At 70.3% G+C, this 17,920-nt stretch carries 12 protein-coding genes and 1 pseudogene; 4 read left to right on the forward strand and 9 right to left on the reverse strand.

The genetic code is table 11. The features are described from left to right. Nucleotide 1 precedes the first annotated feature (1 nt). The 3 genes and pseudogenes from BC793_RS39195 to BC793_RS52510 form a co-directional block, all read right to left on the reverse strand. A complete protein-coding gene (locus tag BC793_RS39195) occupies nucleotides 2–742 on the reverse strand; it encodes an aquaporin (RefSeq protein ID WP_109601680.1) in 741 nt (246 codons plus the stop codon). 58 nt (nucleotides 743–800) lie between these two features. After that, complete coding sequence (locus BC793_RS39200) at nucleotides 801–1,490, reverse strand: arsenate reductase/protein-tyrosine-phosphatase family protein (RefSeq protein ID WP_109601759.1); 690 nt, start codon at nucleotides 1,488–1,490, stop codon at nucleotides 801–803. A 56-nt stretch (nucleotides 1,491–1,546) separates the two neighbouring features. After that, nucleotides 1,547–2,095, reverse strand: a pseudogene (locus tag BC793_RS52510) (transposase); the annotation flags it as partial. A gap of 177 nt (nucleotides 2,096–2,272) precedes the next feature. On the opposite strand from BC793_RS52510, the gene BC793_RS39210 reads away from it, so the two are divergent. Both BC793_RS39210 and BC793_RS39215 read left to right on the forward strand, forming a co-directional pair. Continuing rightward, nucleotides 2,273–4,624, forward strand: a complete 2,352-nt coding sequence (locus tag BC793_RS39210) for a KH domain-containing protein (protein WP_109601681.1) — start codon at nucleotides 2,273–2,275, stop codon at nucleotides 4,622–4,624. Further along, nucleotides 4,621–6,240: a vWA domain-containing protein gene (locus tag BC793_RS39215; protein ID WP_109601682.1), complete on the forward strand. Its 1,620-nt coding sequence runs from the start codon at nucleotides 4,621–4,623 to the stop codon at nucleotides 6,238–6,240. Before BC793_RS39210 ends, BC793_RS39215 begins: the two co-directional genes overlap by 4 nt. On the opposite strand, the gene BC793_RS39220 is transcribed toward BC793_RS39215, so the two are convergent. Genes BC793_RS39220 through BC793_RS39235 form a run of 4 tightly spaced genes read right to left on the reverse strand, consistent with a single transcriptional unit; the run spans nucleotide 6,228 to nucleotide 15,269 of the window. Further along, entirely contained in the window at nucleotides 6,228–7,592 is a 1,365-nt protein-coding gene (locus BC793_RS39220) for a hypothetical protein (RefSeq protein ID WP_109601683.1), read from the reverse strand. The genes BC793_RS39215 and BC793_RS39220 overlap by 13 nt on opposite strands. After that, the gene (locus tag BC793_RS39225) at nucleotides 7,589–12,778 is read right to left on the reverse strand and encodes a Clp protease/crotonase-like domain-containing protein (RefSeq protein ID WP_109601684.1); all 5,190 of its coding nucleotides are present in this window, start codon (nucleotides 12,776–12,778) and stop codon (nucleotides 7,589–7,591) included. The genes BC793_RS39220 and BC793_RS39225 overlap by 4 nt, the downstream gene beginning before the upstream one ends. Further along, the gene (locus BC793_RS39230; RefSeq protein ID WP_109601685.1) at nucleotides 12,775–14,754 is read right to left on the reverse strand and encodes a CHAT domain-containing protein; all 1,980 of its coding nucleotides are present in this window, start codon (nucleotides 14,752–14,754) and stop codon (nucleotides 12,775–12,777) included. The genes BC793_RS39225 and BC793_RS39230 overlap by 4 nt, the downstream gene beginning before the upstream one ends. A 23-nt stretch (nucleotides 14,755–14,777) precedes the next feature. Continuing rightward, entirely contained in the window at nucleotides 14,778–15,269 is a 492-nt protein-coding gene (locus BC793_RS39235; protein WP_146246659.1) for an ABC transporter permease, read from the reverse strand. Between the two features lie 569 nt (nucleotides 15,270–15,838). Between BC793_RS39235 and BC793_RS39240 the strand changes: the two genes are divergently transcribed. Both BC793_RS39240 and BC793_RS39245 read left to right on the forward strand, forming a co-directional pair. Continuing rightward, nucleotides 15,839–16,258 carry a GNAT family N-acetyltransferase gene (locus BC793_RS39240; RefSeq protein ID WP_239170555.1) on the forward strand — a complete coding sequence of 140 codons (420 nt, stop codon included), beginning with the start codon at nucleotides 15,839–15,841 and terminating at the stop codon, nucleotides 16,256–16,258. Nucleotides 16,259–16,646: 388 nt separating this feature from the next. Next, a complete protein-coding gene (locus BC793_RS39245) occupies nucleotides 16,647–16,901 on the forward strand; it encodes a hypothetical protein (protein WP_239170554.1) in 255 nt (84 codons plus the stop codon). Nucleotides 16,902–17,034: 133 nt separating this feature from the next. Here the strand turns inward: BC793_RS39245 and BC793_RS49210 are convergent, their stop codons facing one another. Together BC793_RS49210 and BC793_RS39250 are read right to left on the reverse strand one after the other, a co-directional pair. Continuing rightward, complete coding sequence (locus BC793_RS49210; RefSeq protein WP_146246660.1) at nucleotides 17,035–17,235, reverse strand: hypothetical protein; 201 nt, start codon at nucleotides 17,233–17,235, stop codon at nucleotides 17,035–17,037. 273 nt (nucleotides 17,236–17,508) lie between these two features. After that, a complete protein-coding gene (locus BC793_RS39250; RefSeq protein ID WP_146246661.1) occupies nucleotides 17,509–17,820 on the reverse strand; it encodes a hypothetical protein in 312 nt (103 codons plus the stop codon). Between the last annotated feature and the right edge of the window lie 100 nt (nucleotides 17,821–17,920).

Genomic DNA, 17,920 nt, shown 5'->3' on the forward strand with positions numbered 1-17,920 from the left:
ATCAGGAGGTACGGGCGTCGCCGGCCGGGTGCTCGACCACGACCATGTCGGCGGTCCGGCCGGCGCCGGGGTACAGCGCCGCCACCAGGCCCACTCCGACGAGCAGTCCGGCCACCTGCGCCAACAGGAAACCGGGCACCGAACCCGGAGCGATGCCGGCGAAGGTGTCGGTGAAGGCGCGCCCGACGGTGACGGCCGGGTTCGCGAAGCTGGTGGACGAGGTGAACCAGTAGGCGGCACCGATGTACGCACCGACCGCGGCCGGCGCCACCGGGGCACGACCGGACCGGCCGAGGGCGAAGATCAGCAGGAGCAGGCCGGCCACGGCGACGATCTCACCGAGCCACAGGTTGCCGGCGCTACGGTCCTTCGTCGACATCGTGACCGGGGCGAGGTCGAACATCAGGTTCGCCAGGATCGCACCGGCGACGGCTCCCAGGGTCTGCGCCACGGCGTACCCCCCGAGGTCTCCGATCGTCAGACCGGTGCCCGAACGGCGGCCGAGGAACCAGTCGGCGGCCGACACCACCGGGTTGAAATGGGCGCCGGAGACCGGGCCGAACATCAGGATCAGCGCGCCGAGGGCGAACGCGGTGGCGACCGAATTCTCCAGCAGTTGCAGGCCGACGTCGTCCGGCGAGAGCTCGACGGCCATGATGCCGGAGCCGACGACGGCGGTGACCAGCAGTGCGGTACCGAGGAACTCGGCGAGCAGCCGCCGCCACAGGGTGATCTGGTGCATGAGGTGGTCTGACTCCGGTCGTCGAGGAAGGTCGGCGGGTGCCGCGGTCGGTAACGGGTCAGCCGTGGCCGGCGCCCGGGTGCAGGGCCGGCGCGATCCGGTCGATGCGGTCGGCCAGCTCGGCGTAGGCGGCCTCGAAGGCCTCGTCGGTGTCGACCCTGCCCGGGTCAGGGACGGACCAGTGCAGGCGGGGCCGGACCGGGCCGGTGAGGTCTTCGTGGGCGTTGTCGCAGACCGCGATGATCAGGTCCCCGTCGTGCACCACGTCGTCGACGTGGTGGGTGCCGGCCGGATCGAGGGCGAGGCCGTGCTCATGGGCGACCCGGACGGCCCGGGGATGGACCCGCGGGGCCGGGTGCGTGCCGGCGGAGGCGGCCTGGCCGCCGATACGCCTGCGCCACAGGGCCGCGGCGAGTTGCGAGCGGGCGGAGTTGCGGGTGCAGACGAACACGACCCGCTCCGCGCCGTCGAGCCGGGGTGCGGTCAGTGTGGACAGGACGCCGGGGATGAGGTGCAGGTAGGTGCGCCGGCGGTCGCCCTCGGAGCGGGTGCGGCCGAGCAGGCCGGCGTCGGCCAGGACCTTCACATGGTGGGCGACCAGGTTGGTCGGCATGCCGAGACCGGCGGCGATCTCGCCGGGTGAGGCGTCGCCGAGGGTGAGCGCGTCGACGATGGCAAGGCGGGCGGGGTCACCGAGGGCGGCGTGCACCCTGGCCCGTGCCTGGAGCGACAACGTTTCAGCGTTCATTGACTCAATAATCGCTGAGCATCCTGGATATCGCAAGCGGCTCCCCGCGGAGGACCCAGGGTGATTGCGTAGTCGGGTAGCAAGCCGCTGAGCTGCGTCGGCGACGATCCACATGTCCGGCTCGCCGGGTTGCCACTGCCCGGCGGCGATGAGGCGGTGCACGACATCGCGTAGCTGGCCGGCGGTGACTGTGGCGGCGTCGTCACCGGGCTGCAGCCGGCGGGCGTCCAGCGGTGCGGTCCATGTGTGGCGGCCCGGTTCCAGGGCGACCACCATCGAGTAGGGCCAGCCCGAGACTCCGATGTGGGTGTCCTTGGTGCGGCCGTAGGTGTGACACAGCACCCGCTGCGGGCTGGTATGTGCTTCCGGGTGCAGCCGGCACGTCACGTCCACCGCCAGCACGATCGGCCGTCGGCGGCTCGGGGCACCGGCACCGCGGTCAGGGCGGTACGTAGCCGGTCGACGTCGATGCGGCCGCGGTTCAGCGCGGCATACAGCGAGCCGTGACCCCGGTGATGCTGACCGGTCAGCGACAGCTCCGCCAGTGAACGCACCGCCGTGTCCCCGCACAACACGGCGTCAACCAGCTCGAACAACGCATCCGCGCCGAGCACTCAGGCAGCCGGCGCGTCGAGCGATCGGGCGCTGACCAGCCCCACGATCACTGAACTGGGGCGGCGACTGCGGCTGCTGGGAGCGAGCGGCCGCCACCGAAAGGGCGATTGAGTTCGCCCGGCGATCCTGGCAGGCTCGGGCCGGTCCAGAAAGGTCGGATAGCCGAGATGCTGGTCAATGTCTTCCGTGACGGTCCCCTGCGGCACCTGCTCCGAAAGGGATACGTGGTGCATGCCGGCGACCCGGCAGCCGTCGTTCAAGAACTGCTCGACAGGCGGCCGGCGCTGCCTACCCTCGGCGGTACGGCGCTGCGACTGCACACCGACGCGACGCGGCCCGGTCTGCTCTGGATCGACACCGGTCCGGTCTGGATCAGCGACCCCACCCGCCGGTCGGCCCTGCGCACCGCACTCGCCGAGGCCACCGCCGTACTCGCGCAGGCCACCGCGAAGCACGGTGGCGCCTTGGTTCCCGCCGCCACCGTCACCTCGCGCGATCAGGACTGGCTGTGCGAGGACCGCCACGGCGCCGAGGTCATCGGCGACGCCCATCGCGAGGTCACCGCCAACCTGTTGCGGCGGTACGTGCCGGAGCTGATCGCTCTCACCGGCCGGTCCGCTCCGGGTCAGAACCACGGGTCCCAGCGGCTCGCCGACGCCGCCGACCGGCTGCCCGCCCGGTTCATCGACTCCGCGCAGCCGCTGCACCTGCTGCGGGTCACGAACATTCCGCGACGGGACGTGGACCCGATCGGTGGCAGCGACCCCCGGATGGACAGCGTCGAGGTGGGCTGCATCGACGCGCAGGTGTTCCCGGCGCAGGCCGTCGCCCACGCCGTGCTGATCCATGCTCTGGCGGTCAAGGCCCGCCGGATGGCACGGACCGGCCGGCGGGTGGCACGGGATCCGCAGCAGGTGCACGACCGCGATCGATCGGCGGCGATCGCGTGGGGGCTGGCGGCCGAACTGTCCGGCGACTGCCGGCCGGCGGCTCTCCGTGTACGGACGATGATCCGGGACCTGGTCCCGGAGCTGCGCATGATGGAGGTGACCGCCGACGAGCTGATGCCCCTGATCGGCGGCCTCACCCTGCACGCCGCCGGCCATCGCGAGGCGGCGCGCACCGAGAACGACCTGCTCCCCCGCCGGCCGGGCGGCCAGGAGACACTGCTCAGCGACGCCACCGTACTCGCGATGGACCATCTCACCGCGGCCAACCGGCAACTGGCCCCCGGCGGGCTCCGGACGGTACGCGACCACTGGGCGAGCCTGCTGACCGATGCCGCCCCGGTCAGTGCCGTCTCTGTCGTACTGGATCTGCGGGACAGCCGGTACCGGCCCCCGGCCGCTGCGCGGGAACTGGTCACCCTCTGGTCGACGGTGGAGACCGCACTCGCCGGCCGGTCGCTGTCCGGGCAGACGACGGTTGGGGTCGAACTGCCCGACGGGGACAGCTGTGTGCTGTGGGTGACCGACCCGGACACCGCGCCCGCCGTCGTCACCCCGGACCTGTCCTTCTCGCTGCGCGGGGTCCTCGAACGGGACACCGTGCGATACCCCTGCACGCAGTGCCAGAAGGCCGGCGACGTCAGCTACGCGCCCTTCGTCTGTTTCCAGGCCGAACCGGGTGATCAGCAGGATCGCCTCTGCGACCGGCATGCGATCCTCGTCGGTGACGATCGCGCCTTCTGCCCGGCACATGCACCGTATTGCGGCTGCGGTGAACGCGCCCGCTTCTGGTGCCACGGACCCCAGTGCAAGGGCCGGATCGCGCACTGCGGCCAGCACCGGCGCCGCCATCCCGGCGATCTCGAGTTCTTCTCCTGCCTCGACTGCCACGACGAGGTCTTCGCGGCCTGCGCCGTCGCCGACTGCACCGCCACCGGCACCGTCTCCTGCGACTTCGTGTCCGGACCCGCACTGCTGACCTGCGGCCGCCGGGCCTGCGCGGGCCATGGCATGCGGTGGCGGCTCCACTCGACGGACAGCCTCGGACTGGGCCTGTGTCCCGATCACGGTCTCCGCCTGCGGGACCTGACCGACCATCAGCTCGTTTTCCAGATCGTCGCCGCGACCGCGGGCAGCGGGCGCCCGGAACTCCCCTCGCTGCGAAACGTCGGGCAGGCCCTGATGAGCGTCCGCGGCGACCTGGTCGATGCGCCCGTGCTGGACGGTTGGCTGACCGCTCTGGAACACGAACTGGGAGACAGCCCACGGGAGACGACGATGCGCAGCCTGCTGCGCGCGCATGCTCCGCAACGCCGGATCGCTCTCGACGAACAGGTCATGGCCCGGAATGCCGGTCACGAGCACGTCGAGAAGCTCCGGTCGAGACTGCGCGCCATGGGCCTGACAGCGCTCGCCGACGCGGTCCTTCTCGCGGAGTTCCTGCCCGGGCGTAACGTCCTCTACGTGCACGTGCCCGCGGGGCTGCGCGGGCAGTTCATCGGCCGGGAGGGCAGCCGGGTCCGGCTGCTGTCGTCGGACCTCGGCGTGACGATCCGGATGGAGGGCCGATGACCCGCGAGTCCTGGTCGAACGCCGACGCCGACCTGCTGGTGACCGAGGGCCCGGCATCCCCGCCGGGAAACACCGTGTTCGTCGGGCATCCCACAGCGCCGCCCGTCGCCTACCTCGCTGCCGGCCGGCGGCAGGCCGTCCAGGTCCAACCGGCCGCCGGTCTCGGCCCGGACGAGGTGCTGATCGGCTCGTCACTGGCCGCAGAACTCAGTCTCGGCGTGGCACAACGGTGGACGCTGACGGCTACCGAGTCGGCTCCCGCCGGCACGATCGTCCTGGAAAGCATGGTCGACGGCAGCCTGGACCAGCTCGCGGCGCAACTCCAGCGGGCGACGGGAACGGTCGGCCAGGTGTGTCGGCTCGGGGTGGAGGCACCGCCCGCCTGGGTGCACGCCGGCGGGCTGCCGTTCCGGGTCCGGGCTGCCTACGACGCCGGCGGCGGCCCACTGCACGGACTGATCCGGATCGACCCACAGACGCGATTGGAGCTGTTCGCGCCGGCCCTGCGTACCGGCGTCGACGTCGTCGTCCTCGTCGACGGCAGCGGATCGATGGCGGTCGACGACATTCCGGACGCCGCGGACAGCGACCGGCGCGTGTCCCGCATGCGAACCCTGCAGCGGGCGCTGGCCCGCATGGTCGACGAGCGGCAGCGGATACGTGGCCGGCCCGCCCATCTCGCGCTGGGAACGTTCAGCACCTCGGTGCGGTGGGTGTTCTCGGAAACAAGCGACGCCCCGGATCTCCGACGCTTCCGGAACGCGATCGCCATGCTCACGCCCCGGCCCGAGCCCACCGACATCGGCAACGCCCTGCATCAGGCGGCAGATCAGCTGCACCGGCACGGGGTGCCGGGAAACGACCGGCTCATCGTGCTGGTCAGCGACGGCGCCGACGGGGCGCCCTCCGGAGCCGAGACGAACGGCCGGCTGATGAGCGCCACCGCCGATCCCGTCTCGTTCATCGCCGACTTGAACCGGTCCTTCGGAGTCAAGATGCAGACGATCGGCGTCGGTGACCCGGCCGGCTTCGACGCCTGGGCCGGATCACGGCGAACCGCCGCGGAACCGTCGCTGCGGCCCGACCATCGCCTGCTCGCCGAGTTGGCCGCGGCCGCCGGAGGGGCGATCCGCAGCGGCGGTCCGGACGTTCTCGACGGCTACTTCACCGACCTCGGCGCCGGCGTCACACACGCGGTCGGCCCGCCGTCGGCGGCGACGCCCACGCTGCCCCACGGCACCCGCAGGCTGCTGGTACCTCGCCACCGGCGGGTGCCGCCGGCGCTTGTCCAGCAGTGTGCCGAGCTGGCCGATACGGCACTGCTGTTGCGCGCCGACCTCGCCGCAACCGCGCCCGGCCCGGACCGGTTGCTCCGCGTCGCCCGGCCAGCCGTCGATCGGCAGACCTACGACGACTGGGTGGGCGACGTGCGGCACGGATTCGAGAACTGGCTGGATCCGGCGTCGACCGTACGATCACCGGCCGCCGACGCGGAAGGCTGGGTCCTGATGCAGATCGACGTGCTGACCGAACTCGTCACGACGATGCGATGGGACCTGCTGGCGCGCCCGGCCGGCGACGCCGCAGCGCCCGCGATCGAGGGCTATCCCGGCTGACGGCGCCGCTCGGACAACCGCCGGTGAAGGGCCTCCGCCGCAGCGCGGTCGGCCGCGGCCAGCTGAGGTTGCACCCTCGCCTGGCTGCGGAAGCGGGTGCCCTGCGCCTGGACGGCCAGCACCCGGGCACGGGCCAGCGCGGCCACGCCGACATCACCGTAGGTGGCGGGGTCATCGTGGAACGCCAGGGCCGCCGCGGCCAGCAGCGCCCGCGGGTTGCCGCTGTCCGGCTTACGTCGGGCGATCATCCGCGCGTTGTCGACTTCGGCCTCGCGCCACCACTGCCCGAACGAGAGCACACCGGGCAACGGCACCGAACCGAACACCGGCAGCGGCTCAGCCAGGATGGCGTCGACCAGCGGCGTGACGTCCGCGTCGTACTCCTGGTAGTCGTGCTCCGGATGGGCATCCCACCAGGCGCCGGTCAGGGCAGGCCCCCGCGGATCCGCCGGGCAGGTGGCGCGGAGCGCCGCCAAGGCGATCTGCACCCGCAGATGCGGCGGCGGATATCGGCGGTCGGCCGCCAGCATTGCGATCGTCGCGGCCGGCGCCGCGAGGAAGTCGATGAGCGCCGCGACATACGCCGCGCCGACGGCCAGGACGCCGTAGACGTCGGCGAATATCTCATCGAACCGGGCCACCCAGAAATCCTGCCGCCACTGGGGCGTGCCGGCCGCGCTCAGACCGGCGGCGACGGCCGCCGTCAGCACCGCTGTGAGACGGAAGTCATCCTGAACGTGGTGACCGGACTCGTGGGCCAGCATCAGCACGTCCGGCAGATGGCCGGCCTGATGCCACGGCACCGCGGTGACCGGCACCGGCAGCGCCTGCAGCTCCCCGGCGAACTCCTGGGTGTGCAACTCACTGCCACGGCCTCGCACGCGGTAAACCGCATGCCGGGCCAGGGCGACCGGCCCGGCGTCGGTACTGAAGAAGGTCAGCGGCGGCTCCCGGACCGCTTCCGGTTCAATCTGATTCGCTTGTACGGCGGCCCGCTGCGCCGGTTCGTAGCAGGACCAGACCAGCTCGTCGCCGACTATCAGGATGTCACGTAGCCAGGGCGGGTATCGGCTGGCGAACTTGGTGCGGAAGAAGTCCCACAGGTGGTGGACGTCCAGCAGGCTCGTCTCGATGCTCTGCCAATGATCGAGCAGATCGCCGGCGGCCGGCTCCGCGGTCAGCAGTTCCAGGAGGACACCCAGGCGGGCGGTGATGCGGTGGATCTGGGTGTGGTGCTTCTCCAGGGGCTTGCCCGCGGCGCTCTCCGCACGCCAGTGGGCGAACTCGTCGCGTAGGGCGGCGGTCTTGGCCGCCAGTTCGGCCCGTTTACGGTCGCCGGCGGTCGAGGTCATCGGCGCAGCCGCCAGCTGGGCATGGCATACGGCGGCAGGTGGGTGAACAGGGCGACACTGCGGCTGATCGGGTCCGTCCTCGAGATCTCGCGGTTCAGCTCGCGAAGGGCTTCGTCAACAGGGATGCCTGCGGCCAGTTGTTCGATGAAAAGGTTGCGCAGCGAGTTTCCGCCGAGCGACTCGCCTTCCAGGCCGATGCCGAGGATCACCGGGATGTTGCCCAGTTCCAGCAGACGGTGCGCGAAGGCGTTGCGGCACACCAGCTGCCGCATCGTCTCGCTGTTGCCGCTCGGCCGCCGGGGATCCAGAATCACCATCGGTCGCGGCAGATGAGGAGGCAGCGAAGCGAACGGCCGATCGAAAGCCGCGCTGGACACCATCGGATACGCGTCCTCGCCGGTTTCCCCGTCCGGCTCGGACGGCTCACGCCGGGATCCGGATTCGATGTAGACGTTGTTGCGGATCGCTCCGAAGCCGCCGAGGACATGGACGATCGCCAGCCGGCCGCGACCGCCGATGTCCTGGATCAGGTGAGCCAGCTCCTGCGTGTCGTCGGCCCGCCGAACGGCGAAGCCGGCACGGTCGTAAACACTGACGACATCCGCCAGAAGCCGGATATCACCGTCGGAGACGACCAGCACCTCCGGAAATTCCTGCTGCATCTCCGGGATCGTGGGAAGGTGACGCAACAGTCGCCATGCAGCCGCGTCGAACCGGGCGGCAAGACCCTCCTCTCGCAGGAAATTCGTGGCCGCGGTCCACGTCATCGGACCGATCAGGCCGTCGACGGCGAGCGGGATCCCCATCGCCGTCCGCAACTGCCGCTGAAGCGCCATGACCGTGTGCCGGCGCACCAGCTCGTCGGTCATCACCCGGGTGAACAATCCTCCTCGGGAATGTGCCCAGAACTCCCAGGGAATCGCACCGAGGAAAGTCGATGTGGTGGCGATCGTGACATCGCGCCCAATCGGCCGGTAGGAGAGCGGGATCTCCGATGCGGAGAGCAGGGCGAAGGAGATCCGGTCGAGCCTGATGCTGAGCGAATCGGCGTGACTCGCCACGGCGTCGGCCCGGACTGCCTCGAAGACGACGGCGAAGTCCCTCGGCACGCCGCCGGAAGCCAGCACCGGGCCATCGTCGGTCGCTTCCATACGGCATATCAGCTGGTCCGGCGACCACGTACCCAATGCGTCACCGACATCGAGGGGAAGGTCCGTGGACGGTCGGGAGCCACCGCCCTCGGTCAGCCGGTCGGCGTAGGGCATCGGGCGGCCCGGCCGGATCCGCTGCCACACCTGCCTCGCGTGGTCGGCGAAGACCCGGGCACGCCCGGTGGTCAGGTCCCGAGAACTCAGCGCCCACGCGATAAGAAGGTAGAACTCCCACTCCGACCCGCTGGCTCCGCCGCCGGCGATCAGCCGTTCGGCGCGATCGAGCCACGCCGTGGTCTCCCTCTCGCCGCCGCCCCGTAGGGCGCACAGCACCAGGGCCGAGGCGGCGAGCACCGGTGTCGACCGCGACCGGGCAGCGAACCGCATCACGTCGGCGCCGACGTCCGACGGCAGCGGCAGGGCCGGCCGCCCCAGACGCTCGGCCGCATCGAGCACCAGCCACCGCCAGTAGTCGCGATCACGGTCATCATGCGATGGCGTGTAATAGGTCAGCCAGAAGGTGCACGCCCTCGTGATCGTCCGGACGGCGGTGTCATCGTCGCGCAGCAGCCGCATGGCCTCCGCCCAGAGCAGCAGCAGATGCGGCTCGTCGAGTCCGGGTTCCGGGCCGAGCAACTCGGCGATCGCCGACCGCTCGTCGACACCGGCCGGCAGGCGATCGCACCACCGCAGTGGCGTCAGCAGTATCAGCCGGGCCGGCGCCGTATCGATGCGGCGCAGTCCGGTTGTGAGCAGAGCGACCGCCTCTTCAGCACCGCCCTGCAGCATCGTCAAGGCCAGCCGCACCTGGCGATGGGGTGCCGGTTGTGGGCCCAGGGCCGCGACGGTGTCGGCGAAGATGCGCTGGACGCGGTCCGGGGCGTTCTGCTCCACGGCGGAGCGCAGCAGACTCAGCCGGCTCCAGAACCAACCTTCACCACCGGTCTCCGCGTCGTAGGCGGTGTCGATCAGCTGGCCGGAGTGCCCGCCCAGGGTCCGGTTGCCGCGCAGGTCGAACTCGGCCGGCACGCCCGCGGCGGCCGCCGAGCGCTGGGGATCACCGAGTTTCCGCCAGCCGACGGTGACCTCCTCGAGTTCCTGGTAGGCCTCGCTCAGACGCAGCACGGCGGCGTTGCTGCGGGCCCGAAGCTCCCGCAGTTCCAGGCGTAGCCGGGAGAGGTTGCCGGCGGAGTGCGACTTCAGCCGGTCCAGGGCCCGGTCGCAGGCGGCCAGTGCGGCGAACGGCTCGTTCTGCGCCAGCCGAGCCGCGGCCCAGCACCAGTCCCGGGCCGCAGCCGCCGACGGGGTCGCGGTGTCGCCCGCCGGGAACAGCGCGATCCGGTGCAACAGCTCGGCGGGCCGACCGGCTCGCAGCCAGACACGGCCGTCGTCGATCAGGACGAGCGCACCGCTCTCGGCGTCGAGATCCGGACGGGGCAGGACCTGCAGTTGCTCCTCGGCCGGTTGGAGGCGGCCCTGCTCGGCGAGCGTCTGAACGAGCTTACGGCGGACCCGGACCGCGGCGACCCGGTCGAAGCCGGTCAGCACCTCGAGAGCCTGGTTGTAGAGTCGCGCGGCCTCGCCGAGGCTCTCCGGGCGGCGGATGTCGGCCAGCACCTCGGTGACCGCGGCGCGGTCCGCCGGATCGGTAGCCTCGGTCAGCGCCTGCATGGCGCCCTGATAGGCGGCATCGGCGTTGGCCCGCAGGCGCTCACCGGTGGCGAACAGCAGCCGCGTCGCGGCCTCGTCCGGAACCCGGAGCCGGTGCCGCTCACGGATGGCCGCCGCCTGCTGCAACGACGCGAGGGCACGGCCGGCGAGCAGGTGCGCCGGACCGCCGGGGAGCTGCGCCGCGCGGGCCAGGGCCAGCCGGGCACGCTCGACATGGGCCTCGGCCACGACTTCCCACGTGACCAGTGGCAGCCGGCCGTGGAAGGGCAGCGGCGTCCCGTTCTCGTCCACGTAGTCGGGTCCGAGCACCTCGCCGGCGATCCGGTCCCAGGCTTCGAGCCCGAGTTCGTCCTCGGCGAGCCGCAGCGCCTGCCGCCAGCCGTCGGCCGCGTCGGCCGCCCCGGCCTGGAACCGGTGGTAGATCATCTCGAGCAGCCAGGACACCCGGTTCTCCCGCTGCTGTTCGCTCTTCCACTCGTAGTACCGGGCCGCGGCACGATGCAGTGCCAGGTAGACGGGATGCCGGCGCAGCACCTGCCGCATGGGGATGACCAGGTCGGGATGGAACTGGACCACGCCGTGATCGTCGTGGCGCAACGACACCCACGACGAACCGGCCGCATATTGGAGCAGCTGGCGCCAGACCGCGTCCGGGTTCCACGGTTCGTCCGGGCCGTCCAGCACATCGGTACGGAACAGTTGCCCCGAATCCGGCCCGGGGAGCCCGTCGGCGCCCGGGTCGTCCACGGTGGAGGTGCCCGACATCCCCGACCGCAGGAAGGGGGCCATCACCTCGGCGACGAACTCTCTGGTGAGCCGGCGCGGGACCACGGCGTACCGCAGCAGCCAGCGCACCGTGGGGTCGCCGATCCGGGAGATGATCCGCTCGACCAGGTAGAGGACCTGCGGGTCGTCGTAGGCGAGCACCTGCTCGGCGGTGAGCCCGGCCCGGTCCTGCGCCAGGTCCGCCAGCAGCGCCAGCACGAACGGATCGCCGTTGCTCTTGGTGAGCATCGCGTCGGCCAGGTCGTGTGCGGTGATACCACGCCGATCGTGCAGGTAACGCCGGGCCTCACCGGCGGTGAACCGGTCGACGGTCGCGGTGCGCAGTCCCGGAAGGACATCCGGCAGCCAGGGCATCCGTCCACGCAGGTCGTAGCGCCCGGCGACGAGCAGCCGGACCGCGGGGCATCGGTCCCGCACCTGAGCGAGCAGGTGCATCAGCGGCGCCGGCTGCCCGTCGCGGTCCAGCAGCATGCGCTCGAAGGTGTCGAAGGCGAGCAGCACCGGCCGCTCACCACTGGTCTCGGCCAGGGTACGGACGAACCGCTCGGTCACCTCCCGGGCAACCTGTTCCGGCTCGCCTTCGAGTTGTGCGCTCGCCCCGACCACCCCCGGGGACCGGCGCGGGTCGAGCAGCGCACGCAGGACGCCGCGGTCGTTCAGCAGTTCCTGGAACGGCGTACCGGGGATCTGCCGGTTGAGCTGATCGGCGACGTCGAGCAGCAGCAGCCACGGACGCTGGGCTGCCTCGGCGACGTCGACCAGGTCGAAGTCGATCCGGGCGCACGGGATGCGCCGCGGCTCGGGCACACACCATCGGGCGATGAACCAGCGCACCAGCATGGTCTTGCCGCTGCCGCCCCGGGCGTGCAGCTGCAGGATCCGGTGATCGCCGTCGTCGATGAGCCGTTCCAGCTGACGGTTCGGCCCACGGCGCTCCAGATACCGGGCCGATTGCCGCCATTCCGTCGCCCAGAACGAACGCGCTCGCAGGTAGGTGCGCCGGTCGAGGTGCAGCGCCCCCAGTTCGGGGCTCAGCCACCGCTGCCGGCCGGGCTCGCCCAGCGTGTCCAGAACGTCCAGGCAGGCGGCCAGGTCGAACCGGGCGTCGGCCTCCTGGAAGAGCTGCTTGAACCGCACTGCGGCGGCTTCCGGATCGGACAGAGCCAGGTGGTAGAGCTGCTCCACACCGTCACCGCGCGCGGCATGGGCCTTGGCGAGAAGGCCGCTGAGTTCGGCGACGCCGGCGGGTACCTCCCGTCCGGCCCCGGCGGACGCCTCCCGTCCCGCGCCGGTGGGCCAGTCGGCGAGCCATGCCGTCCGGATGCCCTCGGGTAGCCGGTACAGCGCGTCCGGGCCGGGCAGCGGCTCGGCGAAGCCGTCCTCGACCAGTTCGTCGAGCCCCGGACCGGCGGGCACGCTCAGCCACTGGCCGTAGATCTCCGGGTCGAAGGTCCGGGCCACCGCGCAGCGGCGCAGGGTCTCCCGGGTTGCCTCGGGGAGCAGGGACTGCTGAAGCCTGCGGGGGTCCTCCCCGGCGCGCAACCGGCGGACGAGTTCGTCCAGATACGCCTCGGTCATCGGGCGCCCGCCTGTCGTGCGCGGTCGACGATGTCGAACCAATCGGGCAGCCAATGCTCCCCGATGTTGTCGCTGTGGGCCCACTTGATCAGGCCTTCGAGCCGTTGCCACTCGTCATCGTGGTGCCCGGCCCGGGCGAAGTGCTCGCGCTGCAGGAAGGGGAACAGCCGGCGCGGGAATCCGTGTACCGGCACCTCGTGCATCGCGCCGCGGACATCAGCGGTGAGCAGTTCACGCTCCTCCTCCCGGAGGACCAGAATCAACCGGACCGGCCCGAGTTCAGCGCGCGCCGCGGCCCGCAGCAGCAGCGGGCTCAGGTGGCTGGTGATCTGCTCCGGCACCATCCCGCCCCCGTGACCACCGCCCAGATTGTCGATCGCGATGGTGAGGGGCCGGTCACCGGCCACCCGGCCGAGCGCCTCGGTGAACCGGGCGGCGATCCGCTTCTCGTAGACCGGCGCGTGCTCCGTGGTGGCGGAGAAGTGCGGACGCGGCGGAGCGCCCGGCCGTGGATCCTCGGGCCGGGGCTCGCGGCCCTCGGCGAGCCGGCTGACCTCCCGATCGAAGTCGGCGAACGCGTGCGCGGGGAGCGGCTCACGCAGCGCGGAATCCACGTTCGCTGTCGGTGTCCCGTCCCGGATCGCGTAGAAGACCTCGATCCAGGACCGGCGGCGAGCACTGGCGAGATCGACATAGCGGACCTGATGTCCCTGCCCGGCACAGGTCAGCAACGCGGAGAAGACCAGATGGGTCCGCCCGGTCTCGGTCGCACCGGTCACCGTGACCAGTCCGGTGGCCGACCCGTCCGGCCGGCCACCGGACCACCACATGTGCCGGCGCTGCACGTCGCGGTCCACGTGCTTGCGAGCCTCGACGAACTCCGGGACCTGGAGCAGCTGTTGCCGGTCCGACGGCGTCAACGGACAGTCCATGGACAGCACCTGACCGGGATGGGTGCCGAGGTGCAGCACGGGCAGGCCCCAGTCGCGTTTCTCCAGCCCCACCCGGCGGCTGATCTCGAACCGCGCCTTGGCCACCGCCTGGTCGACACGATGCCCGGCGCTCACCGAACGGTAGAACACGTCGGAGAATTGGATCGCGACGTGCGAGTCCACCAGGCCCTGCATGCACACCACAGCGGACATCCCCACGCCGAGAGCCGCGTCCGCAATGCCCCAGACGCCGTCCTGGTCGCTGATCTCCGCGGTCCGGCACGCGTTCAGCACCAGCACCCGCGGGACGCAGTTGAGCATTCCGTTACGGATGTGCGCGGCCGAGAGGCTCCACCTCTCGTCGTCGTTGAGGGCGTCGGTGAAGTCGAGCACCGGAGAATCGGTGCCCGGAGACAGCGTTGCGTGGCCGATGAAATGCAGAACGTGCGGCTGCAACTGATCGACACGATCGTAGAACTCGTTCCGCGACGGATGGACCAGCACCTCGGTGTGCACCTGCCAGGGCCGGTCGGCCAGCGCCCGCTGAACAGCGGCCACCTCGGTCTCGGCGGACAGGTTCGGATCGTTCGAACCGACCACGATGAGCACCCGCATGGGGGTCGGCTCAGCGGCGCGCGCCTCACCGAACGGAAGACACCCGCGCACCAGATTGCGGACCTGCACACCGTCGTCGGTCAGCAACTCCCAGGGCAGCCGCCCGAATCGCGGCGACCGGATGTCGAGCACGGTGAGCATGTCGGGTGCGCCGATCCGCGCGTCGTGCCAGGCCGCCCCCACGCCGGCCTTCAGCAGCAGGTCGCTGAGGTAGGCGCCGACCCTCTCGACCCGCCCGCTACCAGGGGCATAGGCACCGAGCACGGACTCGCGGACGAGCCGGCCGGCGTCACCGTACGGGTCGTCGGCGAACGGCGGCAACTCGGTGTCGAGCGTGCCGGCGGCCAGTTCCTCACCCTCGCCGGTGAGCAATTCGACGCGATGGACGTAGGTGTCGGCCGCGGCATCGTGAATCCGGATGACCAGCAACGCGGGCGGGTCACCCGGAGTCGCTACCGTTGGCGCGGGAACCACACGTCGACCAACCGGCCGAGCTCGGCCAGAGACCGAGCCTCATCAGTGCTCGCCGGGCCCGTCCCCGGACGGGCCCCGCGGCCCTCCGGCGCGGCGGTGGTCTCGGCGCCGTCCAGCTTCGCACGAATCGAGTCGGCGAGCGCCGAGCCGTGGGCCGCGCTCGTCTCGTTGGCGTCCGCGCGGGCCTTCTCCTGCTCGGCCGTAGCCTGCGCCTGCGCGGTCTGCGACCGTTGGACACCGGTGCCGAAGAGCGCGCCGACCGCGGCGAACACCAGCGCCTCGAGCCCACCGAAGAGGTAGATCAGCCGGTCCCAGTGCTCCGATCCCCGAAGCACCACCAGCACGCCGATGAAGATCACGAACAGCGCGAGGAGAACCACCGCGACGATCTTCTCGAACCGGCCGAGCACCAGGGCCGGCGTGGTCGGCGTGTCGCTCGCGGCGGGTGGGGTCGCCGGCAGATCGGTCAAGACGATCATCCTCCACTTCGGATGTGCAGGGCGACATTAAAACATCGACCGGACACCAGGGAGAAGGAGCCAATCGGGCGACCGGCCACGACCCGGAGCATGAACGACAGCGAAGGCGATCGGCACCTACGGGCTCACCAGGGTGCGCAGCAAGTAGCGCAAATGCCGGCGTGGCCTCGGCCAACACTCACCAGGTCCTCCCGGCCCCGGCGGCTGGTGTTGGCCCCACTCGGCCAACTCGGGTTCTCACGGTCGTCGCAACACCTGACCCGATCAGGAGCTGCCGTGCCCAAGCCCCGTCGTCCGCGTGAGCCCCAGACGCCGGTCCAGAACACGCGAAACGTGGTCACTACCGTCGCCTCATGGCGCAGGGCATGAACAACTCGGCAGCCCGCCGGGAAGTCGGCTGACGGCCGATCGGCACCGAAACCGGGTTCGGCGAGCAGGTGGGCACGTCCTACGATTCTGCGGTGAACTCCTCGTTGACTGTCCGCCCGCCCCGGGTCGGGGACGTTACCCGGATGGCGGATGTGCATGTTCGGTGCTGGCAGGAGACATATCGAGGGCTCATGCCGGATGCGATCCTTGATGATCCGGGTTTCCCGGCTGCACGGGAGCGGTTCTGGACTGCGGCTCTTACCGACCGGCGATATCGCGAGAACCGAACGGCTGTGGCCGAACGGGAAGGCGAGTTGATCGGCATCGCGATGTCAGGTCCATCCCTGGACGCTGCGGCGGCGTGGGTAAAGCATCTGCATCTGCTCTATGTGATTGCGGCCGAGCACGGTACGGGCGCTGGGCAGGCGTTGTTGGACGCTGTCATCGACGTCGGGGAGTCGGCCGCGCTGTGGGTCGCAGATCCCAACCCTCGCGCGCAAGCGTTCTACCGTAAGCACGGCTTCATCGCCGACGGGGCGGCCCAGGTCGAGGACGGGATACGGGAGATCCGCATGATCCGTTGCGTGCAGTCACCGTCCCCGGCGCCATAACACCGAAACGCGTCGCCTCAACGCTTCGAGTGCGCGTTTCCGGATATTCAGCCCGTCGGTATTCGAACGGTCGAACATCACCACCTGCGCGGCAGACGCGTGCCACCCCCAGGGTGATTGCGTAGTCGGGTAGCAAGCCGCTGAGCTGGGAATTGTGGAGTGAGTGGCCTCTGTGGAGGCGAAGGTAGCGGGTGAGATCACGTCGGTGATGATGGAGTTCTCTACGCTTCACAACCCCGAGGACCTCACCGCCGATGGCATCATCTCTCATCACCGCACTGACCGTCACCACACCCCACGATCCCGTTGCACCGACCTCGGTCACCGACGGTGAACAGAGTGGTCTGCTGAACGCGTTGACGAAGGTCTCCGACCCGCGTGACCCGGGGTGCTGTTCATCGCTGACGCCCTGCACACCCAGACAGGGCACGCCGACGAGGTCACCGCCCGTCGAGCGCATCTGCTCGTGCAGGTGAAGGGCAACCAGCCGACCCTGTTCAAGCAGCTCAAGCGGCTTCCCTGGGCGCAGATCCCGGTCGGTGACCGGACCCGCGAGCGTGGTCACGGCCGTCGTGAGACTCGCACCGTCAAGGCCGGCGTCCGGCCAGTGGACCGATCTGGCGCATCGTCGTGGTCGCGCTGATGGCAGGAACCGGCCAGATCGGAACGCGCAGCAATCGATGACAATAAAATGAGGCAGGGCAGCCACCCTTGGCGCCGGAGCAGTTTATCCGTGTCGATCGCGTTAAGCGGCGTCATTCTTTCGAGAATCGCTGTCACTGATCGGCGTTGCCGACCCATCCGCCATAGATCGGAGCGAGCATGCGCAAGCTGATAGCAGTGTTCGGAGCAGCCCTCGCCATCGCGGGAGCAAACGCGTTCAGCGCTTCTCCTGCCAGCGCGATCTCCAATTGTTCCAGTTTCCTCATCGATACCACGAGGACAGGGGCCCGATGCACGAGCAGCGCCGGCGCCATGACTACAGTCTTCGCGATCGCCTACTGCCGGCGTGAACTGACGCCCCAGAAAGTGGTGTACGGACCTCGGGTTCGCGTCCACGAGACCTCGGTCGCCAACTGTGGCGGTGGCTGGTACGCCGCCAGCTACTCATACGCGACCGTATGAGGCAGCGCACGGTCGCAGATCATGACGTTCAGTAAGGCCTGAAGCAGGGGACGGGTCTTCCGGCGGCAGGATGCGGGTGCGACCAATCCGCCCGCCGACCGGAAAGGCCCGTTCACAATTCCGCACTATTCGAAGGGCGTGGGCTCGGAGCACTGATCGAAGTCGAGTTCTGGCAGGGCGACCGGCCCGGTGCAGATTTGGCGGGTGATTCCCGGCGTGCCGAATCCGTCCTGTCTCGAATCCGTGACGACCTCCACTCGGCCGTCGACGCCGCCGGCGTAGGTGACGGGGGTCGGGTCGCCTTCGGTGGTGAGCCTGGTCGCCTTCAGATGGGCGGGATATCCGGTCTTCACCGCCTCGACCAGGCATCGCGTTGCAGATTCCGGCAATTCTTCGCCCTGGGACAAGTTGAACGTCCCGCAATCCGTCATCGTCATGGTCGGGCTGGGGCTGAGGGCGGTTGCTTGAGGCAGAACCAGGCCCGCCGCACGCCGCCAGCATGCAACACGCCAATGCCATTCCGAGAGCCCGCATCAC

It is taken from the genome of Actinoplanes xinjiangensis (assembly GCF_003148685.1).
Taxonomy (GTDB): domain Bacteria; phylum Actinomycetota; class Actinomycetes; order Mycobacteriales; family Micromonosporaceae; genus Actinoplanes; species Actinoplanes xinjiangensis.